General features: G+C 31.5%; 24 protein-coding genes. 5 read left to right on the forward strand and 19 right to left on the reverse strand.

Annotated features, from left to right (window positions below):
- Positions 1–2 precede the first annotated feature (2 nt).
- Together ACFWU4_RS02785 and ACFWU4_RS02790 are read right to left on the reverse strand one after the other, a co-directional pair.
- Positions 3–2,366, reverse strand: a complete 2,364-nt coding sequence (locus tag ACFWU4_RS02785; RefSeq protein WP_411124644.1) for a PSD1 and planctomycete cytochrome C domain-containing protein — start codon at positions 2,364–2,366, stop codon at positions 3–5.
- Between the two features lie 122 nt (positions 2,367–2,488).
- The gene (locus ACFWU4_RS02790; RefSeq protein WP_411124646.1) at positions 2,489–3,442 is read right to left on the reverse strand and encodes an NAD-dependent epimerase/dehydratase family protein; all 954 of its coding nucleotides are present in this window, start codon (positions 3,440–3,442) and stop codon (positions 2,489–2,491) included.
- Positions 3,443–3,656: 214 nt separating this feature from the next.
- Here ACFWU4_RS02790 and ACFWU4_RS02795 point away from each other — a divergent pair, with 214 nt between their 5' ends.
- Together ACFWU4_RS02795 and ACFWU4_RS02800 are read left to right on the forward strand one after the other, a co-directional pair.
- A complete protein-coding gene (locus tag ACFWU4_RS02795; protein WP_411124648.1) occupies positions 3,657–4,139 on the forward strand; it encodes a hypothetical protein in 483 nt (160 codons plus the stop codon).
- A 98-nt stretch (positions 4,140–4,237) separates the two neighbouring features.
- Positions 4,238–6,304: a M13 family metallopeptidase gene (locus ACFWU4_RS02800; RefSeq protein WP_411124650.1), complete on the forward strand. Its 2,067-nt coding sequence runs from the start codon at positions 4,238–4,240 to the stop codon at positions 6,302–6,304.
- A 68-nt stretch (positions 6,305–6,372) separates the two neighbouring features.
- On the opposite strand, the gene ACFWU4_RS02805 is transcribed toward ACFWU4_RS02800, so the two are convergent.
- Both ACFWU4_RS02805 and ACFWU4_RS02810 read right to left on the reverse strand, forming a co-directional pair.
- Positions 6,373–7,083, reverse strand: coding sequence for a hypothetical protein (locus ACFWU4_RS02805; protein WP_411124652.1), 711 nt, complete (start codon positions 7,081–7,083; stop codon positions 6,373–6,375).
- A 71-nt stretch (positions 7,084–7,154) separates the two neighbouring features.
- Complete coding sequence (locus ACFWU4_RS02810) at positions 7,155–8,012, reverse strand: NAD(P)H-binding protein (protein ID WP_411124654.1); 858 nt, start codon at positions 8,010–8,012, stop codon at positions 7,155–7,157.
- A gap of 64 nt (positions 8,013–8,076) precedes the next feature.
- Here ACFWU4_RS02810 and ACFWU4_RS02815 point away from each other — a divergent pair, with 64 nt between their 5' ends.
- Positions 8,077–8,565 carry a CBS domain-containing protein gene (locus ACFWU4_RS02815; protein WP_411124655.1) on the forward strand — a complete coding sequence of 163 codons (489 nt, stop codon included), beginning with the start codon at positions 8,077–8,079 and terminating at the stop codon, positions 8,563–8,565.
- Here the strand turns inward: ACFWU4_RS02815 and ACFWU4_RS02820 are convergent.
- The 3 genes from ACFWU4_RS02820 to ACFWU4_RS02830 are packed head-to-tail and all read right to left on the reverse strand — an operon-like array spanning position 8,562 to position 10,059.
- Positions 8,562–8,912: a hypothetical protein gene (locus tag ACFWU4_RS02820; RefSeq protein ID WP_411124657.1), complete on the reverse strand. Its 351-nt coding sequence runs from the start codon at positions 8,910–8,912 to the stop codon at positions 8,562–8,564. The genes ACFWU4_RS02815 and ACFWU4_RS02820 overlap by 4 nt on opposite strands.
- A gap of 40 nt (positions 8,913–8,952) precedes the next feature.
- Positions 8,953–9,597 (reverse strand): spermidine synthase, encoded by a 645-nt coding sequence (locus tag ACFWU4_RS02825; RefSeq protein WP_411124658.1) that lies wholly within the window; start codon positions 9,595–9,597, stop codon positions 8,953–8,955.
- Positions 9,598–10,059 (reverse strand): GNAT family N-acetyltransferase, encoded by a 462-nt coding sequence (locus ACFWU4_RS02830; protein ID WP_411124660.1) that lies wholly within the window; start codon positions 10,057–10,059, stop codon positions 9,598–9,600.
- 650 nt (positions 10,060–10,709) lie between these two features.
- Here ACFWU4_RS02830 and ACFWU4_RS02835 point away from each other — a divergent pair.
- Positions 10,710–11,042 (forward strand): single-stranded DNA-binding protein, encoded by a 333-nt coding sequence (locus ACFWU4_RS02835; protein WP_411124662.1) that lies wholly within the window; start codon positions 10,710–10,712, stop codon positions 11,040–11,042.
- 73 nt (positions 11,043–11,115) lie between these two features.
- Here the strand turns inward: ACFWU4_RS02835 and ACFWU4_RS02840 are convergent, their stop codons facing one another.
- From ACFWU4_RS02840 to ACFWU4_RS02895, 12 genes are all read right to left on the reverse strand, one after another.
- Positions 11,116–12,423: a T9SS type A sorting domain-containing protein gene (locus ACFWU4_RS02840; RefSeq protein WP_411124664.1), complete on the reverse strand. Its 1,308-nt coding sequence runs from the start codon at positions 12,421–12,423 to the stop codon at positions 11,116–11,118.
- Positions 12,424–12,654: 231 nt separating this feature from the next.
- Positions 12,655–13,059: a cupredoxin domain-containing protein gene (locus tag ACFWU4_RS02845; RefSeq protein ID WP_411124666.1), complete on the reverse strand. Its 405-nt coding sequence runs from the start codon at positions 13,057–13,059 to the stop codon at positions 12,655–12,657.
- Between the two features lie 34 nt (positions 13,060–13,093).
- Positions 13,094–13,642: a carboxymuconolactone decarboxylase family protein gene (locus tag ACFWU4_RS02850; RefSeq protein ID WP_411124668.1), complete on the reverse strand. Its 549-nt coding sequence runs from the start codon at positions 13,640–13,642 to the stop codon at positions 13,094–13,096.
- Positions 13,643–14,016: 374 nt separating this feature from the next.
- Complete coding sequence (locus tag ACFWU4_RS02855; protein ID WP_411124669.1) at positions 14,017–14,859, reverse strand: helix-turn-helix domain-containing protein; 843 nt, start codon at positions 14,857–14,859, stop codon at positions 14,017–14,019.
- A 53-nt stretch (positions 14,860–14,912) separates the two neighbouring features.
- Positions 14,913–15,089: a hypothetical protein gene (locus ACFWU4_RS02860; RefSeq protein ID WP_411124671.1), complete on the reverse strand. Its 177-nt coding sequence runs from the start codon at positions 15,087–15,089 to the stop codon at positions 14,913–14,915.
- Between the two features lie 66 nt (positions 15,090–15,155).
- Positions 15,156–15,680, reverse strand: coding sequence for a ferritin (locus ACFWU4_RS02865; RefSeq protein ID WP_411124673.1), 525 nt, complete (start codon positions 15,678–15,680; stop codon positions 15,156–15,158).
- 59 nt (positions 15,681–15,739) lie between these two features.
- On the reverse strand, positions 15,740–16,288 hold the full coding sequence (locus tag ACFWU4_RS02870; protein WP_411124675.1) for a YceI family protein: 549 nt from the start codon (positions 16,286–16,288) through the stop codon (positions 15,740–15,742).
- Positions 16,289–16,298: 10 nt separating this feature from the next.
- The gene (locus ACFWU4_RS02875) at positions 16,299–16,661 is read right to left on the reverse strand and encodes a hypothetical protein (RefSeq protein WP_411124677.1); all 363 of its coding nucleotides are present in this window, start codon (positions 16,659–16,661) and stop codon (positions 16,299–16,301) included.
- An 11-nt stretch (positions 16,662–16,672) separates the two neighbouring features.
- On the reverse strand, positions 16,673–17,527 hold the full coding sequence (locus ACFWU4_RS02880) for a DUF5777 family beta-barrel protein (RefSeq protein ID WP_411124679.1): 855 nt from the start codon (positions 17,525–17,527) through the stop codon (positions 16,673–16,675).
- A gap of 51 nt (positions 17,528–17,578) precedes the next feature.
- Positions 17,579–18,325 (reverse strand): T9SS type A sorting domain-containing protein, encoded by a 747-nt coding sequence (locus ACFWU4_RS02885; RefSeq protein WP_411124681.1) that lies wholly within the window; start codon positions 18,323–18,325, stop codon positions 17,579–17,581.
- A 28-nt stretch (positions 18,326–18,353) separates the two neighbouring features.
- Positions 18,354–18,734, reverse strand: a complete 381-nt coding sequence (locus tag ACFWU4_RS02890) for an OB-fold protein (protein WP_411124683.1) — start codon at positions 18,732–18,734, stop codon at positions 18,354–18,356.
- Positions 18,735–18,743: 9 nt separating this feature from the next.
- Complete coding sequence (locus ACFWU4_RS02895) at positions 18,744–19,808, reverse strand: hypothetical protein (protein WP_411124685.1); 1,065 nt, start codon at positions 19,806–19,808, stop codon at positions 18,744–18,746.
- A 107-nt stretch (positions 19,809–19,915) separates the two neighbouring features.
- On the opposite strand from ACFWU4_RS02895, the gene ACFWU4_RS02900 reads away from it, so the two are divergent.
- Positions 19,916–20,440, forward strand: a complete 525-nt coding sequence (locus tag ACFWU4_RS02900) for an RNA polymerase sigma factor (RefSeq protein WP_411124687.1) — start codon at positions 19,916–19,918, stop codon at positions 20,438–20,440.
- Positions 20,441–20,482: the final 42 nt, after the last annotated feature.

Genomic DNA, 20,482 nt, shown 5'->3' on the forward strand with positions numbered 1-20,482 from the left:
TTTTATCCTTTTACTATAGCTTCATCTAAATTAAAAATAAGACTAGTTAAAGTCCGATAAGCATATAATTTTTCTTTTGGAATACGTTTAGCATTTTCTTCTAATGCTTTACTTAATTGAACATTTTTTGTTTGGTCATATTCATTTTCTGAAAGTTTTAAAAAATCCAAAAGGCTTTTTAATTCTTCTTCTTTTGGTTGTCGAGATGTAATTTTTTTAAAGATCTGTGAGATGCGCTCACTGTCGGAAACTTTATTATCTTTTAGAACTTGGTATGCTAACGTATTTGATGCTTCAATTAGTTGTGGGTCATTTAGCATTACTAAAGCTTGAAGCGGTGTGCTCGTTTTTTGTCTATTTACAATACAAAAATCTCTATTTGCAGCATCAAAAGTAATCATAGCTGGCGGAGGCACGGTTCTTTTCCAAAAAGTATATAGACTTCTTCGATATAGGTTTTCACCGAAATCCATTATGTATTCAGTGAGACCTTGACCAGAAGTAGTTTCTGCCCAAAGTCCTTCGGGTTGATATGGTTTTACACTAGGTCCACCTATTTTTTCCACTAACAGACCACTTACAGCAAGTGCATTATCTCTAATCATTTCAGCCGATAATTTTTCTCTAGAACTTCTTGCAAGCCATTTATTATAAGGATCTAATTCTATAAGCTCAGGAGATGTTTTAGTTGTTTGCTGATAAGTATGGGACATTACAAAACGTTTAATCATTTTCTTGGTATCCCAACCTTCCGTACGATAAGTTATTGCTAACCAATCTAATAATTCTGGATGCGTTGGTAAAGCACCTTGATTACCAAAGTCTGAACTTGTTGACACAATACCTACACCAAAAATTTGTTGCCATAATCTATTTACAGCTACTCTCGCGGTTAACGTATTATTGTCATCAAACAACCAATTTGCTAAACCCAATCTATTCTTTTCATAACCTTCAAAAGAAAGAACAGCCAATGGTGTATTTGCTTGTACTTCTTCACCATATACATCATAAGCTCCACGTTTTAAAACATAAGTTTTTCGACCTGGTTTGTTATCCTTCATTACCATTAAGGTAATTTCTTTTATTGAATCGGGTTTATTGATAAAGTGAAGTACATCATCAATTTCTTTTTGTGTGATTTTAATATTTGGTTTTGGCAATTCACCATAATCAATTCTCCCTTTTTCATCTAGTTTATTAAAGAAACTATAAAAGCTAAAGTATTCTTTTTGAGAAATAGGATCGTATTTATGATCGTGACATTGGGCACATTCCATAGTTAAACCTAAAAGTGACTTAGAGACTGTATTGGTTCTGTCTAATACATATTCATTTCGATATTCTTCATCTATAACACCGCCTTCTTGAGTAATTTTATGATTTCTGTTAAAGCCAGTAGCTAATATTTGTTCTAATGTGGCATTTGGTAATAGATCACCTGCAATTTGCCATTTTATAAATTCATCGTAAGGTATGTTTCTATTAAAAGCGCTAATTACCCAATCGCGCCAAGGCCACATTACACGTTCTAAATCGTCTTGATAACCATGCGTATCTGAGTATCTAGCGATATCTAACCAGCTAGAAGTCATGTGTTCACCATACCTTGTAGAAGCAATAAGTCTATCGACAACTTTTTCATAAGCATTTTCGGAAGCGTCAGATAAAAAATTATCAATATCCTCTAAAGTAGGTGGTAGACCTGTTAAATCGAAACTAACACGTCTTATGAGTTTTTCTTTCTTAGCTTTTTTAGAAGGTATTAAGCCCTTTTCTTCTAGTTTTTTTAAAATGAAATTATCTACTTCATTTTTTACTAAATGAGCTGTTTTGACTTTTGGTATATCATTTTTTTTTGGTGTAACAAAAGCCCAATGATCTTTCCAGATAGCACCTTGTTGTATCCATTTTCTTAGAATTTCTTTTTCATAGTCGGTTAAAGATAAATTAGAATCTGGTGGCGGCATTAATTTAATTTCATCTTTAGAATAAATTCTATTAACAAGATGACTATTTATTGTATCACCAGCTACAATAGCATACCGATCTAATGATCTACCCAAAGCAGCATACGCGCCTTTTTTTGTATCTAAACGAAGACCTGCTTCTCTTGTGCCTTCATCTGGGCCATGACATAGATAACAACGGTCAGATAGAATTGGCTTTACATGAAAAATATAGTCTACTGTTTCTGGTAACTCTTGGTTTGCGACTAATGAAATTTCAGAATCTTTTGAGGCGACGACATTAGTATTTGCTGAATCTTTAACAAGATATTTATACCCTAATACCAATACAAAAGGAATCGTAAAATAGAGTAACAGGCTAAAAGGTTTAGACTGCTCTTTTTTTGAGTCTTTCAAAGCAAATTTTTATTAATCTGAGTTGGTATCTAAATCTATTTTAGATAGCACTGCATAGCGTCTACAAGATAATAAATAAAATAAGATATCGAATTAAGAACATTGTTTTTAGATCAGCTTAATTAATCGTTGTATTTTTTTCTTAGCGCTTTCAGCATTTCTGCAGTCATAGTATCTAAATTGAAACTATGTTGCCAATTCCAGTCTTTTCTTGCAGCAGTATCGTCAATTGATGACGGCCAACTGTCTGCGATGGCTTGTCTAAAATCGGATTGATATGCAATGGTAAAATCTGGCATATGACTTTTTATGCTTTCGTAAATTTCCTTTGGCGTGAAAGAAATAGCAGAAAGGTTATAAGAAGATCTAATCTTTATACTTTCAGCTGGAGCCTCCATTATATCTATTGTTGCTTTAATAGCATCATCCATAAACATCATAGGTAAGCTCGTGTTTTTTGATAAGAAACAAGTATATGCTCCTTTCTTAATAGCTTCATGATAAATTTCTACAGCATAATCTGTAGTACCTCCTCCAGGCATAGCCTTATGGCTTATTATACCAGGATAACGAATGCTTCTTACATCAACACCATATTTATTATGGTAATATTCGCACCAACGTTCACCAACTTGCTTTGTAATGCCGTAAACTGTAGTAGGTTCGCAGATTGTATATTGTGGTGTGTTCTCTCTAGGAGTAGTAGGACCAAAAACAGCAATACTACTTGGCCAATACACTTTTTTAATAGTACCTCCTTTAGCTAAATTTAAAACATGAAAAAGGGAATTCATATTTAGATCCCATGCTTCCATAGGATATTTTTCTCCAGTTGCACTTAATAAAGCAGCCATTAAATAGACAGTGTCAATATTATGACTTACGCAACAATCCTTTATGGCATTAAAATTTTTAGCGTCTAAAATCACAAACGGACCAGAATTCACCAGTTCTAATTTTCTAGTATTAATATCACTAGCAACCACATTATCTACACCATGAATTTCTCTTAGTTTAGTAGTTAATTCGGTTCCTATTTGCCCACAGGCACCAATGATTAAAATTTTTGAAGACATTCTATTAAATTAAATTATCCTCAAAAATAGTAAGAATTTAGGTGTCCAAAACTTAAATTTTTTAAAAAATAATGAATTTTACTAATAAATTGATAATTTAATGATTTAAGATTATACTAGAAGTTGAAAATTTTAGTTTAATTATATTTACAATCTAATTGCATGAGTTATGAGAAGGAGTTTAATCCTAATAAATATTATTTTATTAGTGCTGATGAATTGCGGAAACGATTCCGTGTCGTCTGAAGTTGCTAATGCAGAAGTTTCTAATCAAAAAACAGTAATCACTGCAAAGGCTATTGAAAATTTTAGTTATAAAGATTATGTGTTGAGTCCGGATGGTGAAAAAGCGGTTGAGAAATGGGAGAAATACCAAGAATTGGGGATTCAAATAAATTACTTGAGAAAAGCAGACCTTTCTTTTTTTAATGGTGATAAGGCGTTGTTAAAGAAGTTTATTGCAGAATTTATTGCTGATTTACCTCCTGATTTTGATACTAAACCGATAGTTTCTAGAACAATAGTAATTAAGACTACGCTTTTAAAATTAAATGAAAATTTAACTTTAGACAACATAGATGGAGCACTAAAATTAGAGAGTGTTAAAGAGGTTATGATTGCTTTTTCTAATCTAAATTATCAAATTAATAAAAAGATAATAGGTGATAAATATGAGCAAATCAAATCAGATTTTTAGTGATTTTATCTCATAAAATTGTATTTGTTTGTAACAATTACCTAATTAACAGGTCTTATACATAACAATATTTAATTTTAATTAACTAAAATCAAATTATGAAAACCAATCTTAATCGCGTTCTAGCGATATCAGGTTTGGCATTTTTTACTATTGTAGGTTGTAAGGAAGAAGCCAAAAAAGATTCTGCTATGGCAGAAGAAAAAATTCCAGGAATTATATTGGAAAACATGGACACAAATGTGAGCCCAAACGAGGATTTTTACAGTTTTGTAAATGGAAATTGGGTGAAAACTACCAAAATTCCTGACGATAAAACGCGATGGGGAGGATTTGGAGTACTACGTGAATCTACAAAAGATGATGTATTAGCAATATTAAAAACGTCTAAAGAGTTAGGTAAATATGGAGAAGGAACTGACCAAAAGAAAGCACTATTAATATTTGAATCTCAATTAGATACGTTAGCCCGTGATGAGGCAGGTATTGAACCTTTAAAACCAATACTTGCAAAAATTAACGGCATAAAAAGTATTAGTGACATGCAAACCGTTGAGGCTACGACTTTAGGAGTTGCCACACCTTTCGCTGGCCTTGGCGCTGGTCCAGATTTAAATGATAGTAGTATGAATACAGCATGGGTTGGTCCTGGTGGAACAGGGTTACAGCGCGATTATTATTTAGATCAAGACGATAAATCTAAAGAGATCAGGGAAAAATACAGAGCACACGTGTCTAGAATGCTTCAATTTATTGAATATAGTAAGGAAGATGCTGATGCTGCAGCTGTTAAAATTATAGAAATGGAAACACAGCTTGTAGAACCAAGACTAGATAAAGTTGCAGCTAGAGATGCTCGTAATTATAATAACCCAAGGTCTATTGCAGAGCTTCAAGATATGTGCCCAGCAATAAATTGGAATAAAATGATTGCTGATTTAGGTATTGAAAAGAAATTAGATACCGTTTTGGTTGCGCAGCCAAAATATATGATTGCACTAAACGATTTTTTAATGAATACATCAATTGATGATATTAAGACATTAATAAATTGGACAACAATAGATAACGCTGCAGGATTTTTAACAACGGAAATTGAAAAAGCAAATTGGGAGTTTTATGCTCAAACATTAAGTGGTGCTAAGAAACAACGTGACGCTGAAGAGCGGGCTTTAGGTACTGTTACGGGTTCTGTAGGTGAGGCTATTGGACAATTATATGTAGAGTCGAAATTCCCACCAGAGGCAAAGGAAAAAGCTGAAAAAATGATTGCTAACGTGATTACAGCTTTTCAAAACAGAATTCAAAAGTTAGATTGGATGACTGAAGATACTAAGACAAAAGCCATTGAGAAGTTAGATAAGTTTACGGTTAAGATTGCCTATCCAGATGAGTGGAAAGACTATTCAGATTTAATGGTGAAAGAGGGTAATACATATGCCGAAAATATGATGGCAATAGGTCATTGGTCATTAAAAGAAAACCTAGCAGATATTAATGAGCCAATTGATAAAAAAGAATGGGGTATGCCACCACAAATGGTAAATGCCTATTATAGTCCAATTAATAATGAGATTGTTTTTCCGGCTGCTATTTTACAACCACCTTTCTATAACTACACAGCTGATGATGCTGTTAATTATGGTGGTATAGGTGCGGTAATCGGTCATGAAATATCACATGCTTTTGATGATTCAGGATCGCGTTTTGATGGTGATGGAAATCTAAAAAACTGGTGGACAGATAAAGATCTTGAAGAGTTTACAAAACGTGGCACTGCTTTAGCTGAACAGTATAGCGCAATTGAAGTTTTAGATAGTGTATATGTTAATGGGCCCTATACTCTAGGTGAAAATATTGGTGATCTAGGAGGCGTACTTGGTGCATATGATGGATTACAATTACTGTTTGAAGAGGAGGGTAGACCTGAAGATATTGATGGGTATTCTGCGGAGCAACGTTTCTTTATGTCTTGGGCTACAGTTTGGAGAACATTAACCAGAGACGATGCTATGCGAAGGTTAATTAAAACAGACACACATTCTCCTGGTAAAGTAAGAGCAACACAACCATTAAAAAATATAGATTATTTTTATGAAGCTTTCGATATTAAAGAAGGTGATGCCATGTATTTAGCGCCTGAGAAGCGTGTAAGAATTTGGTAATTTAAACTAGAGAATAAAAAAATGCAACTCTCTTTGAGTTGCATTTTTTATTTAAAGTAATTAATTTATTAATTCTTTTGTGCTGCGGCAGCAGCTTGTTGTGCTTTCTGATTCTCTAGAGCTTGTCTGCTAACTTTAGCTAAATTAAAATTAGGATCAATAGCAAGCGCATCATTCATTAATTTTATAGCTGAATCTACATTTGCAGTCTTATTTTCTGAGAATGTTAATAGACCTTTTAAACAAAATAATGCGGCCTTCATAGATGTCTCATAAGGCTGTTGTTTTTCATAAAAAGCACGTTTCATATCGTCTTTTACGTTAGCAAGGGCATAATCAATATTTACTTTAGCACCAACTAAATCTTGTACTTGTATTTTAATATCCGCCATTTCATATGCTAAAAAGACATTAGGATTTCGCTTAAATAAAATTTCGTAATGCTCTATTGCCATTTTTGGCTGATTTAAATTCTTAAGAGCCAAAGCTTTTACTTCAACATTCATATCAGAGTCTGTTGTATTTTTTTCAACACCAATAGTATTTAAAGCTTGGACATATTTTCCTTCAGAAAGGTATAAGTAGGCTAAAGTATCTTTTCTAGCAACTGATGGTTCTAAAATATTAAGATGTGTCATGGCATTAATAATACCTTGAACATCACCTTGTTTTTTCATTTGCTGATAATAAGTTTCATAGTGCTTTTTTAATTCCGTATTACTCTGGGCAAAAACGCTTACTGAGAATAACATAACGATTGCAATTGTAATCTGCTTCATAATTTAATCTAAATTTAATGCGCCAAATCTATAAAAATTAATAACAATAGGTCTTAAAAATCTATTAATTTCTATGGCGCTTGTTGAAATGTATAATTCAAAAGCTGTACCAACTTTGAACTATCAATTATTTTTCCATAACTTTTTTTGTCTAAAGTAAACTCTGGCAGCGTTAATTTATGGGCTTTACAATAGGCAGAATAATACGCTTGTTTTTTAGGATGATGCGGATGTGAAGCATTTAGTGTCTCATTCCAAAGATTAGTTTTTAAGATAATAGAGATGATTTTTATACAATCTGTGCGATGAATTAAATTGATAGGAGCATCGGGATTGGAAATATTATTTCTTCCTGACAAGAATTGAGCAGGATGTCTTGAATCATTAAATAAACCTCCAAAACGAAGAATTGTCGTGTTAAAGTTAAGATTATTTTGAAGTATATGTTCAATTTCTATGAGTTGTTTAGAGCTGTTAGAATCACTATTAGGTTCAGACAAATGCGTGATTTGAGGAAAATTAGATTCATCTTTAAAAATAGAAGTAGAACTGATATAAAGTACGTTTTTAATATTTTCCTTTTCTATAGCCAATATTAAATGGCGCATTTCAGAAATATGATTTTTATTGGGATTCTTTCTTAAACCCGGAGGAACATTTATAATAATTGTTTCACTTCCATCAAGAAATTGGGAAAGATTTCCTTTAATGCCGTTCTCATGCAAATTAATCACATAGCCATTGATAGCCGCATTTTTTAGCGTTTCAATTTTAGCGTTCGAAGTAGTGGACCCTTTTATAGTATAACCTTTAGCAATTAAATGTTTTGCTAAAGGAAGACCAAGCCAGCCACAACCTATAATACTAATTTGTTGAATCAATGATTTAATATCTTTTGGGAATAAAAATAAGGAACTCAGATTTGACATTTGTTGATTTTGCTAAACAATTAATTTTCAGTAACTTTAAATTGAACTCAAAAATTATAACGTCATGGGAATTAAAAGCTTTCAAGGTGCACGCAAGCAACAGAAAGATACATCACAGCCAACCTTACTTAAAGTAAAGGACTATATGACGACGAGTCTTATAACTTTTAAACCAGAACAATCGGTGCAGGAAGTTGTGGAGTCTTTAATAAAGTATAAGATTTCTGGTGGACCAGTAGTGAATGATAAACAACAATTAATTGGAATAATATCTGAAGGAGATTGCTTAAAACAATTAAGCGAAAGTCGTTATTACAATATGCCATTAGAGCACGACAAGGTAGAAAAACGTATGGCCGTTGATGTAGAAACTATCGATGGTAATATGGATGTTTTTGATGCTGCCAATAAATTTTTACAATCTAAGAGAAGGCGCTTTCCAATTGTAGAAAATGGTAAATTGATTGGTCAAATTAGTCAAAAGGATATTTTAAAGGCAGCACTTCATTTAAAAGGAGAAAACTGGAATAGCACTACAAAAAGCAGTTCTTAATCATCGCGTTTTACCAAGGCGTAGTAATCACCTTCTAATGGCAAATAGCCTTGGTCATAAACAAAATAATAGGTTGTACCTACTTTGGTTGTGTAAATACTAGTAAAGTAATTAAAATCAAACCCCTTTTCTATTAATTTGCTTCGAGAGCATTTTGTCTTTTTATTAGGATTTAAGAGTTCTAAGATTCTATAATTTTTTCTTAATCGATTGTTTGTATTTCTAATAAGGTTTTTAGAATCCTTGTTAATACGGTTATTATGAGTGTTTCTGCAACCATCACTGCAGAACTTTTTGTCTACCCTACCAATAATTCGATCTCCGCATTCTGGACACTGTCTTTGCATACCACTAAATTAAGTAATTACAATTTAAAAAAATAGTTCATTATAAACCTCTAGCTATAATAATAGTATTTGTTCCATTAACATTAGGGTACACATCTACTGTAAAGACCTTGGTTTTTAAAAACTCAATAACAGCTTTAACTTTATTAATTTTAGTGTTTTGTACAGATGCATTAAATATAATTGAGCCTTTTAAAGATTTACAGCTGAGTACATTTTTCCAAAACTCTACTGATAGAAATTGATCTGGAACGGATAAATCTATATAAATATCTACAATTACTAGGTCGAATTTCTTTATATTATTTTTAACAAAATGAAAAGCATCTTGGCAATGAATGTTTAATAGGTCATTTTGGGATACACCAAACTCTGTCGTTGCAATATCAATAATTACAGAATCTATTTCTACGGCCTCTATCGATTTAGTGAATTTAAAATCGTTTCGTAATGTTTTAATGACGCTTCCGCCTCCCATTCCTAAAACTAAAACCGAATTCACTCTATTAAGATTAATTTTTTCTATTCCAAATTTTAGTATACGCTGTAGCGCACCATAACTGTATATTGCATTTTTAGAGTTGAGGTGTTTTTTACCATTACACCATACAATTTCTAATGTGCCACTGTATTTAGATGTTATAGTCTTTTTTGATGGAATAATATAGCTTAGAAGCTGTTTCATTTAATAGCTGATTAGATTTGTTTTTACAAAAGCCGTTTTTCTAATCCCGAAATCAGTCTTCCATTCTTTTGTTTCTTTAAAACCTAACTTTTTGTATAATTGAATTGCTGGATTGTTATTGGTGCCTGTTTCTACAGTATATAACTCAGACTTAAAATTATTAAAAACGTAATTTAATAACGATTTGGCAATACCAAGTCTAAAGAAATTTGGATGAACTACAAGGCTACATATATCTGTATGGGCCTTATAATTTTTAATTTCTATAATACCAGTTAAGTTTTTATCCATATAATAACCAAAAAAAACAGTATCCGTTTTTTGATAGCTTTGAATAGGTTTTTTAAGTGGAGGAAAATCTGTTGCCTTTAATAATTTTGCTTCAATACTATAAGATAATTGAAATACTTTGAATATTGCATTAGCAATTTCCATTGTTTCGTTTTGCAGCTTTTTTACCATAAATGGTTAGTTCTAAAAAGTTAATTTTTAATTAGATAGTCTAGTTTTATAACTTAAAATAAATGTATATGCGGTTTCCCTTTTCAAATAAGAAGTTCCTTCGGTTTTATATTGGTTAATTATGAAATTACAGTTTCATCTTCAGGGTTTAATTTATAGATTGATTCATTACCTGCTATTTCGCCAAGCCATAGAAATTCTGTATCGAATTCAAGTTCATTGGTGGAACCGACTTAAATAGGTATATCAATTGTTCCTTCAATTATAGATTTAGTTTCATTGTAAATCACAATCTCAGATTCACAAGACTATTATTGATCGTGGGAGTTAATATCTACCACATTGAGTTTATTGAAATCGTAACTATCATTGTTGCAAGAAACAAATGAAAGTATTGAAATAATTAATCCTAAATATGTTTTTGTGCAAATTGTATGCAACATAGATATGCGTATGTCCTAGTAATTTTAAAAATACAATAAATCATAATGAAAACAAACCATTAGTTAATTACAAATGACAACAAACGTTTACAAACGAATTTAAATAGGTAATAACCGACTAAAATTTTAATGTCCTCATAGATTTGCAGTGTTGAATCGATGAAGGTTCAATAGTATTAACTGTTTAACACATAAAATTTAGAACACATGAACACATTAAGAAACAAAGTACAGTTGATTGGTAACTTAGGAAATAACCCAGAAATTATCAATTTAGAGTCGGGTAAGATGCTAGCAAAATTTTCTATAGCAACTAACGAGAGCTACAAAAATGCACAAGGTGAAAAGGTAACTGATACACAATGGCATAATATTGTGGCTTGGGGAAAAACAGCTCAAATTGTAGAGAAGTTTATTACAAAAGGTAAAGAGGTTGCTATCGAAGGTAAATTAACAACACGCTCTTGGGAAGATAAAGATGGTATTAAACGCTATATAACTGAAGTAATTTGTAGCGAACTTTTGATGCTTGGAAAATAATATTTATTTAAAAAGACTATAAAAAAAAGAGATGCCAGTTGGCATCTCTTTTTCAGTTCTTAGTTTAAATCCTTTAGTTTTTAATTACCTTTTTTGTAATACTTTGACCATTTGTAGTATTAGTGATTTTAACAAAGTATAGCGCGTTTTGTAAATTATCTAAATTAGAAATTCTAATTGATCCGTTTACAGATGATGTAGCTTCAGTTCTAACTATACGACCGTTAATATCAAAAAGATTAATATTATAATCACCACTAAGGCTATTAGATAAATTAATAGTAAGTGTTGACGTAAATGGATTTGGGCTTATTTCTATGTTATCAAGCTCAAAATCGTCTACAGAAAGTGTAGCACATAAAGACCAACCCATATCTTCAAAAAATCCTAAGGTTATTGGTCCAGGGTTATGATTAGCTTCACCTGGTCCTATTTGAGGTGTCATTAATGAGTTTACATCTCCCGCTACGTATGTTGCTTCATTCCAATGTGCATAACTAGAGCCTCCACTATAGGTGCTAGGTGCATAAATTTGATTTAATGTACCTGAATTAGCTGCCGTCGATTGTGGACCATTACAAAACAAATCGCCACCAACAAACTCATCATGAAGGTCTGTTGAAGGATCTGGAAAAGACAATATTGAGGCACCAGTTCCATTTTCTACGAAGACATCATAAATGGTTGGGTTAGCTGCCGCTGTTACCCTTATAGAACCAGTCGTTCCATCACTAGATCTTAACGAGGTAAAACCTAATCCGTGTCCAAGTTCGTGCAGTACAATAGAAACAAAATCAAATTGTCCGGCAGGTGGATTGGCATCCGTACCAAAGTAAAAATTAAAAGAGCTACTGAAGTTACAGCTAATATCAGTAGATGTACCAGTATCTGGGCCAAACATACCAGAATCACTATCTCTATTATTTAGTTTTTCCCATAAAGCAACAGGATAAAATGTATTTGGAAGAGTACCTGGCGCACTAGAAGTTAAAAAATTAGTAGGACCAGCCGACCCTAAAACTCCAGCTCCAAGTGCTGTAAAGTTAGCGTCTATTCTTATAGCTTTAGGAGATTCTAGTGTATTTTTCCAGATTTCTACAGCGAACTGAAAAGCAGCCTGTGCTTCAGGTGTAAAACCAGTATAGGCAACAAAAATGTCAGAACAAGCCGTACCTCTCGCTATTTTATCAATAACTTCTTGAGATCTAAAGACAGAAGATGGACCAGTATAATCACGCTCATAAAGGATGCATGAAGGTTCAGTTGGAGTGTAAACTTCTCTAACAAACCCGTTATCTTGTGCTGTGGTTAGTTGCGTAAAAAATACTATACCAAGTATTGGCAATATTCTTTTAAATAATTTTGATGTAAAGTTTTTCATAGACATGAATTTTTGCTTTAAAAATAATATAATTTTAGGTAATAGCTTTTATTGTGTTTAAATAATAGATAAAAGTGCAATTTTGTATGGCTATAAAGATAAATATTTAAGGGCTATAAATAATAATTTCCGCTTTTTTCTAAATAAAGCTGGAGCCTTATTTTGTAAAAAAACAAAGCACGACTTCTGTTCTGAAATCGCGCTTTACCTTTAGCTCTGTAGGCTGCTTATTTACTCAACAACCAAATTGTATTGTGGAGTAGGATTCATTGGGCAGAAATAGACATATTCGCCTTTCGCTAAAGCTGTTACCTTAGACGTTTCTTTTTTGTTGTTATCTACAACTTTTGTGACATAGGCCGTTTTAATATGATTTTCTGGGTTAGAAGCATCTTTACCCTTTGGCACTAATACAAAACCAACTTGATGACCGACATTATTATTTGATATTTCAAAAATATAATTTCCTTCTTTTAAGTTCACTTTTTTCTGAGTAAACTCTCCTTTTGTTTGTTCTAATGAGACAACTGTTGCTTTAATGTCTTTCATCATAACATCTTTCTTCATGCTATCCTGAGCATTAGTTATTATCGTAAATGTTAATGCCATTACTAATGTTGAAATGATTTTTTTCATAATTCTTGTTTTTATAATTTATTAATGTATGTTCTTAAACTGTTTCTAATTTTAAGGGTTGAGCAACCGGAAAGTCTACAGGGACTTGAGTTGTGCTATGTACATAATTTGATATTGTTTTATCGCCAACCAAGGAAATAGCATCAATTAAATTTCCTTTATTATAGCCAGCGTTAAAAAAGTTGTTAAGCACTATTTCGTCCGTTTTACCTCTATTTTCGGTAATATTTTTTGCAAGTTTTGCTAAAGCATCTAATTTTTTATTCACAGTAGAATAACCTGCTCTTAATTCTAAGATTTGTTCGTCTGTAAAGCCGTTCATTTTACCTATAGCAGTATGCGCAGATAAACAATAAATACAATCATTAACTTGGCTTACAGCCAGGTTTACAACTTCTTTTTCTTTTGCAGATAATGATGTTTTGGCATTAGCAAACGTTAAGTAGTTTTCTAAGGCTGTATCACTATGTGCATAAGTAGCATATAGGTTAGGTATAAAACCTAAACCTTTATTAAGATTGTCGAAAATTGCTTGATTGTTGTTACTTACTTCTTCTCTTGTTGGTACATTAAATGTGCTCATAATTTTAAATTTATACTGTGTTTTAATCAGTGTGTTTGTTACTATTTTGTTAATACAAAGTTGTGATATATTAGGCTGCTATGACATGTTTGTTATTCCTTTCGACTTGTCATTATTTCCCTTTTTGTTTTTTAGCCGATAAAAGGTTTCTCAGCATCACAGTAATAATCGTGAATATGTTTTTGCTCACAATGTGTCTTAGGAATTATTGTGCTAATAATGCGTTTAGGGTTACTTCTAAATATTTCAATGAGATTGAATATTGATTTGTTTTTAAATTTCATCTTATTATTGTTTTAGTATTACAATGCAAAGATGGAGTAGAAGTGACTTTAATAAAATGAACAATCTGCCCAAGGACTTGTCAATTTTTCCTAATGTGTAGATCTAAGATTCTTTTTATAATTTGAAGGGGATTGTTGCGTATATTTTTTGAATAAACGACTTAAATGGGAGGCATCTTCAAAACCAATTTCGTATGCTATTTCTTTCGCAGTTTTGTCTGTATATGTTAATAAACGTTTAGCTTCTAAAACAACTCTTTGATGAATAATTTGAAGCGGACTTCTATTTAGTTTTGCAAAATTATTAGATAATGTTTTAGGTGATCTAAAGAGCTTATCTGCGTAAAATGAAACACTATGCTCTGTTTTAAAGTGCTGCTCTACTAGAAAGTTAAATTCACGAAGCAAATCTACCTTTGAGCTTTTTGGAGTTTCAATAATACCTTCTTTAGCTTTTAGTAAGCGTGTACTTTTTATAATGAATCTCGCCATTAACATACGTAGCATTTCCGCTTGTATATTGTCTTCAGTTTCTAATTCATCAATAAATACTTCGTGTAACGTTTTAAATTTTTGTTGCTCAGTTTTATCTAAATGAATTATGGGGATATTGGTATTACCAAAAAATAAAATACCAACACAACTTACTTCTTGGTCATGATCTTTAATACAATAGAATTCTCGATTAAATTGATAAATAATTGCATTACTACCACTAATATATTGAAGGTATTGTATTGGTGTTAAGGCTAAAATACTATGAGGCTTAATTGTAAAAGGAATACTATCTATAATGATTTCAATAGCTTCAGAATTTGCCCAAATGAAAGTGTACAATTCGGTCTGCTTGGCCGTAGCGAATAATTTTAAATCTATTTCATTGCCAATATTAAAAACAGCATTGGTAGAAAATTCTTTAAAGTTGTAAATCATAACTGCTAAGTCTATTTTGCAGGAAGAACATTACAAAAAAATAGAATATTATATTAGGCAACTTTTTTAATAAGGTCAAAACAAGGGCATTTTTTACAGCGTTTATATTCTGCTTTTTTATATTTTTTACAACATTTAGATTTTACTTTACCAAGAGTTTTATAATCATTAGCATTAAGAATTTTAATGCGTTGTTTTTTAAGCTTTTTGTTCTTTTTTTTCTTGCCCATTTAGAGTGTTGTAAATCACTATGGCAAAAATAGTTATTTTTATTTATTCTAAATAAAATTTAACAACTACATACCAGGATTTAAATCTTGTGCGGCAGAATTAACTGTTAATTGCTGTATATCTCTATCAAATAAATATAAACCACCTTTATCGTCTCCAATCATATTTATTTTATCCAAGATAGTTCTTGCCACGGCTTCTTCTTCAATTTGCTCAGCAACGTACCATTGGAGAAAATTATGCGAAGCATAATCTCTTTCTTGCAAAGATATATGCACCAATTCATTAATACTTTGAGATACGAAAATTTCGTGTTCCAATAGTTTTTCAAACATTTCTTTAAAAGAATTGAAAGTAACGTTTGGTGCATTTAATTCTGAAACATGCGCATGTCCGCCACGCTCGTTAACAAACTTTACAAGTTTAAGCATATGATCGCGTTCTTCATCTGACTGATCGTACATAAAGTTAGAGATACCCTCTAATCCTTTTACCTCTGCCCAAACTGCCATAGCAAGATAGACTTGAGAAGATTCAGCTTCAATTCGTATTTGTTTGTTTAATGCAGATTCAATTGTTTTTGATAACATAGCTTTATGTGTTTTAAACAAAGATAAACAGTTATAAACACAAAAGAATATAGATTTAATTACTTTTTAACTAATTCAAAACTAAAATTAATTGACACTTCATCAGAGAGTTTGTTCGCAACTATCTTAGGGATTTCGATATTAAAATCTGAAACTAAAACTTTAAAATTACCTGAAATAAAAATCTGATCTTCAACCTTGTTAATTGTTAAATTGATAGTATTTATTTTTTTAGTTACTCCGTGAAAAGATAGAGTACCATCAATAGTAAATAATTTATCTATTTTGGTAATCGTTTTTAAGCTGAAGTCTTCTAGTTTACCTCTAAATGTAGCTTTGGGATAACTATCAGATTCCGCATAGTTTTCGTTAAAATGTTCTTCCATTAGTGCATTTTTAAACCGAAATGCTTTAACAAGAGCTAGTGCTGCAAAGTCTCCATTCTCAGTGTTTAGTATGGCTGTAACAGATTTATTTTTTGCAGCAACTTCCTCAAAAGAAGGTACAGATGCTTCAAAAGTTAGCAGTCCTGTCTTGGTTAAATATTTGCCTTGCGCAAATACGCTTATATTAATTAATAGTAGTCCTAAAAATGTGATTCTTTTCATAATTAAAAGTTTAATTTTCTATAAGACCGTCAGTTTCCCACTGCATAATAAGATCTATTAAGTTCTGAGGTAATCGCGGACCTCCTAAGGGCATAACTGACGATAAATCGTTTGTGGAAATTCTGCCAATCAGATTTCTGTTTTGTACGGCATCTTTTACAGAATTAAAGTCTGTTAATGCGTTAGGTGCACCATTAACAGGTGGATTATTATGGCAAATAATACAATTATTATCAATGATCGGTTTTATATTTACAAGATAGGTGACCGTATCCTCGATTGAGATATCTTCAGTCAAATCATCTTCACTATTATTAGAACAGCTAAAGGCTAATAAGAGTAATAGTACAGGAATAATATTTTTCTTTTTCATAAAACTAATTTTTAAAATACACGACTTAAATTAAATCCAAAATAGATATCACCATTGCTCCAATCACCTGTTGCCTGACCCAAAAAACCATTTGTGTTCATAGCCTGTGCATTAGAAAAATGCATTTGAAAGACATGACCACCAGTCTCTAAATCAAAACCAACTGATAAAGGATTTTTAAAAGGAGAATTGTCTGCTCTATTTAAGTGCCAGCCATAATCTATATTAATAGACCAGCGTTTTGTTAACTTATGTCTTCCGCCAAAACCAATGGAGTATTGTGAGTTGTCTTGTTCGTCTATAGTTACAAAATTGTCATGGAAAAATGTAGGAGCCAATTCTAATGATAATTTTGAATTTACTTTTTTAGATATTAAAACTTGTGAGGTATATCCAAGACGATCCCTAAATTTTAGCTTTGGTAAATTTTCTTTTTCCAACGCTGTATTTACAAGCAAAGAATTATAAGCAACGATGGTAAATGGAAAACCATTTTCTTTTTGTCTTATTAATCTATATTTTATAGAAGTTTCATAAATTTTTTGAAAAGAACTTCTTGAAATTCCAATATTTATTGCATCTGTGAGACCGTAAACAAAGTTAAGTCTAGTTACCGCATCATCTAATCCAAAAAAGCTATCAAATCCATTTTCTATGCTTCCGAACCTATGAGAAACTATAAGGGTTAATTCTTTTTTTGCAACGAGTTTAGTTGATTCAAAATTCACAATCTTTAAGCCCTTAAAAGCCGCAGTTGCATAATTATTGATTACCGAATCTGTATCAATCTCACTTAATAAATCGTCTTCTTGAGCCTTTAAAATTAGGCATGAGAATAGTATTACGAGTATAATAGGATATCTCATATTTATAAATTGAATGTGTAAAATGTTTGTTTTAAACGCTAATAACTGCTGCTATTGTTTTATAAATCGTTTAGTCTCTTCTCCATTTTCTGACGAAATTTTTAGAAGGTAAACTCCACGATCTAATGCGGTAACATCTATTTGTAAAAAATTGTTAGATGCTATAATCTCAGTGATAATTTGTTTTCCTAATAAGTCATAGATTTCTATTTTACCAGTTGAAATTACTTTCTGAAATTCGATATTTAACTTTTTCTCCGCAGGATTTGGAAATACTTTAAAAGTATTTGAAAGTCCTATGTCACTAACACTAAGTGTACTCCAATTGGCGACTCCATTTTGAGTACCATTGCCATTATATTGAAAAGGAGGTGCATCGGTAATAAATGTATCAGCAACCCAAAGACCAGCAGCTACTGCTACAGACTCTCTGCTATTTGCAGCGCCTGTTCCCCATTGTAAAAAATCTATTATAGCTGCACTCGACCCAAAGCTAGAACTATTGTATAAAGCAAATTCACCACTTGCGACAGGGAAATTTATTGAACTCGCTATATTTAGTTCTTCACCAGGATCTAGTGATGTAACAGTTGTCATATTACTTAATTGTGCATATGCAGGACGCACACAAAACCAGTATCCAGAGATTGGTGCATTTGATGACCCGAAATTTTTAAGTGTTACGGAATTTGTTGCAGGATCTAACTTCAATATTCTAACCTGAGCTGTTAAATTTGTAAAACAGAAAAGTGATAAAACTAAGAATAGTGCTAATGTAATTGTGTAATTTCTTTTCATGATTTTTCTTTTTATAGTTGATTAATTTTTATTTAATAATAGAACATTGGTCTAGTTTTACTTGTTCTAAGAGATCATCATAGCCTATAACTCGACCTTTAATTATTACAGTATTATTTTTTTCTAATGAGTTATTAATAGTATTTAAAAATTGACAAAAGACGCTGTCGTTTATTGTAATATCATTAGTATTTATTTCTGATATTAAGCCAGAAACTTCAATTGTTTTATTTAAAAATTGCTTCTCTGCGGACTCAATGTCTTTAGAAAATAGTTGGGTTATTTCTGAAGACGTCATTGTGAAAATAGCACTTTCTTTTTCTATATTTCGATGGTCTTGATAGATATAATTATAGCCTATATAACTGGCAACTAGCGCTATTAATACTATGATAATCCACTTACGCATACCCTCTAATTAGTTACAGTTATTTTTATATTGTAGTCTATCGTCTCCGCCTACAGTTAAATTAATTTCAGTATCAATACTGCAATTTTTAATTTCTTGTAGTATCCAATTATTATTGCATAATGGCAAAGCTGGTACGTCTATTAAGACCTCTAAATTATTTCCTAAACCATTTGCCGTCCAAGTACCATTTGCTGAAGTAGAATTCCAATAGACAATCATTGTACCATTATCAAAGAAGTTAAATGTATAGCCGTCGTATACATTATCATAATCTGTGGCATCGCGTTTTAATCTATTTACGGTCCAATCCGCACAACTCACTAATAAATCTTCTATTCCGTTGGAAGTACAGTCATCACAATCATCATCACTAAAGTCATAGTCGTCATCTTCATCACAAGAATTTATCGCGTTTTGTATTGTCGATTCTAGTTCATTAAAATTGTTAATACTAACACTAGTGTTATTCGAAAGTATTACGCTAATAGGAAAATCTAGAGTCGTTATAACTACTGTATCAATATTCTGAATAAAACTGAAAAATTGATTATCATTTTCGAGAATAATGGTATTTAATAATTCATTATTTGGATTAAATGTAGATGCTTCAAATGGGTATTGAAAGTCAATACATTCAATATCCATATCTTCAATGTTTTCTCCGTTACAATTATTAGTAAACGTATTAAATTCTGTTATACTGTTAATTTCTACCTCAGAAAAATCTTCTAATACAATTGAAATAGGAAAATTAATATCTAAACTGTCTATGTCTGAGTCCGATTGATCAAAAACACATTCGATAACGGCGTAATCTTCTAAAGAATCAATAGTTAATTGCTGACCGTTTACAATAATAGTATATGGGAAAGCAATATCAAAGCAGTTTGCTCTATCTACAATATTATCTATGGAGCCATCATTAGAAGTTGTTCTTTGTATTAAAGAAGCTATGTTAGAATTTGCTTGTAGAATTTCATCTTCAGGCGCTTGTATAAATTCGGTCTCCTCTTTTCTACATGATGAGAAAATTACTATAATACCTAATAATAAAGCTGTTTTTAATTTCATGATGGCTTGTATTTGTTTTGTGCCATTTAATATATAACAACTAACTTTTAAAAACTACTGAACTTTTTTAAAAAAATATTTCAATACCTTTATCTAAACTAATTATTTTGCCAGAAAATCTAACAGAAGATATTTGCGAGGAAGCTGCCTTTGAGCGTGTTTATAATAAGTATTCAAATGATGTTCATAATTTTTTATATTATAAATATGGCACACAGTTTAATCCGCGAGATAAAGCACAAGAGGCCTTTATAAAGTTGTGGGATAATTGCAAGAATGTAACATTTGCAAAAGCAAAGTCCTTTTTGTTTACAGTTGCTAATAACTTAATTTTAAACGAGATAAAGCACCAAAAAGTAGTTCTTAAGCACCAAAAAATTAAACCAAAGCATTATACCAATGAGACGCCAGAATTTGTTTTAGAGCAAGAACAGTATTTAGAAAGATATAATAACGTATTGGCAAGTTTAAAAGAAGAGCAACGTGTTGCTTTCTTATTAAGCAAAGTTGAAGGGAAGAAGCATAGCGAAATCGCTGAATATTTGGGTGTAACTCAAAAAGTAGTAGAGTATAGAATTTATAGTGCATTTAATATTCTTAAAAAAGAATTGGAAGGATTTAAAATAAAATAATCAGGAGTTTTTAAAAGTTAGTTGTTATATAATTAATGAGAT

The organism is Winogradskyella sp. PE311, from assembly GCF_046545555.1.
Classification (GTDB): Bacteria; Bacteroidota; Bacteroidia; order Flavobacteriales; family Flavobacteriaceae; genus Winogradskyella.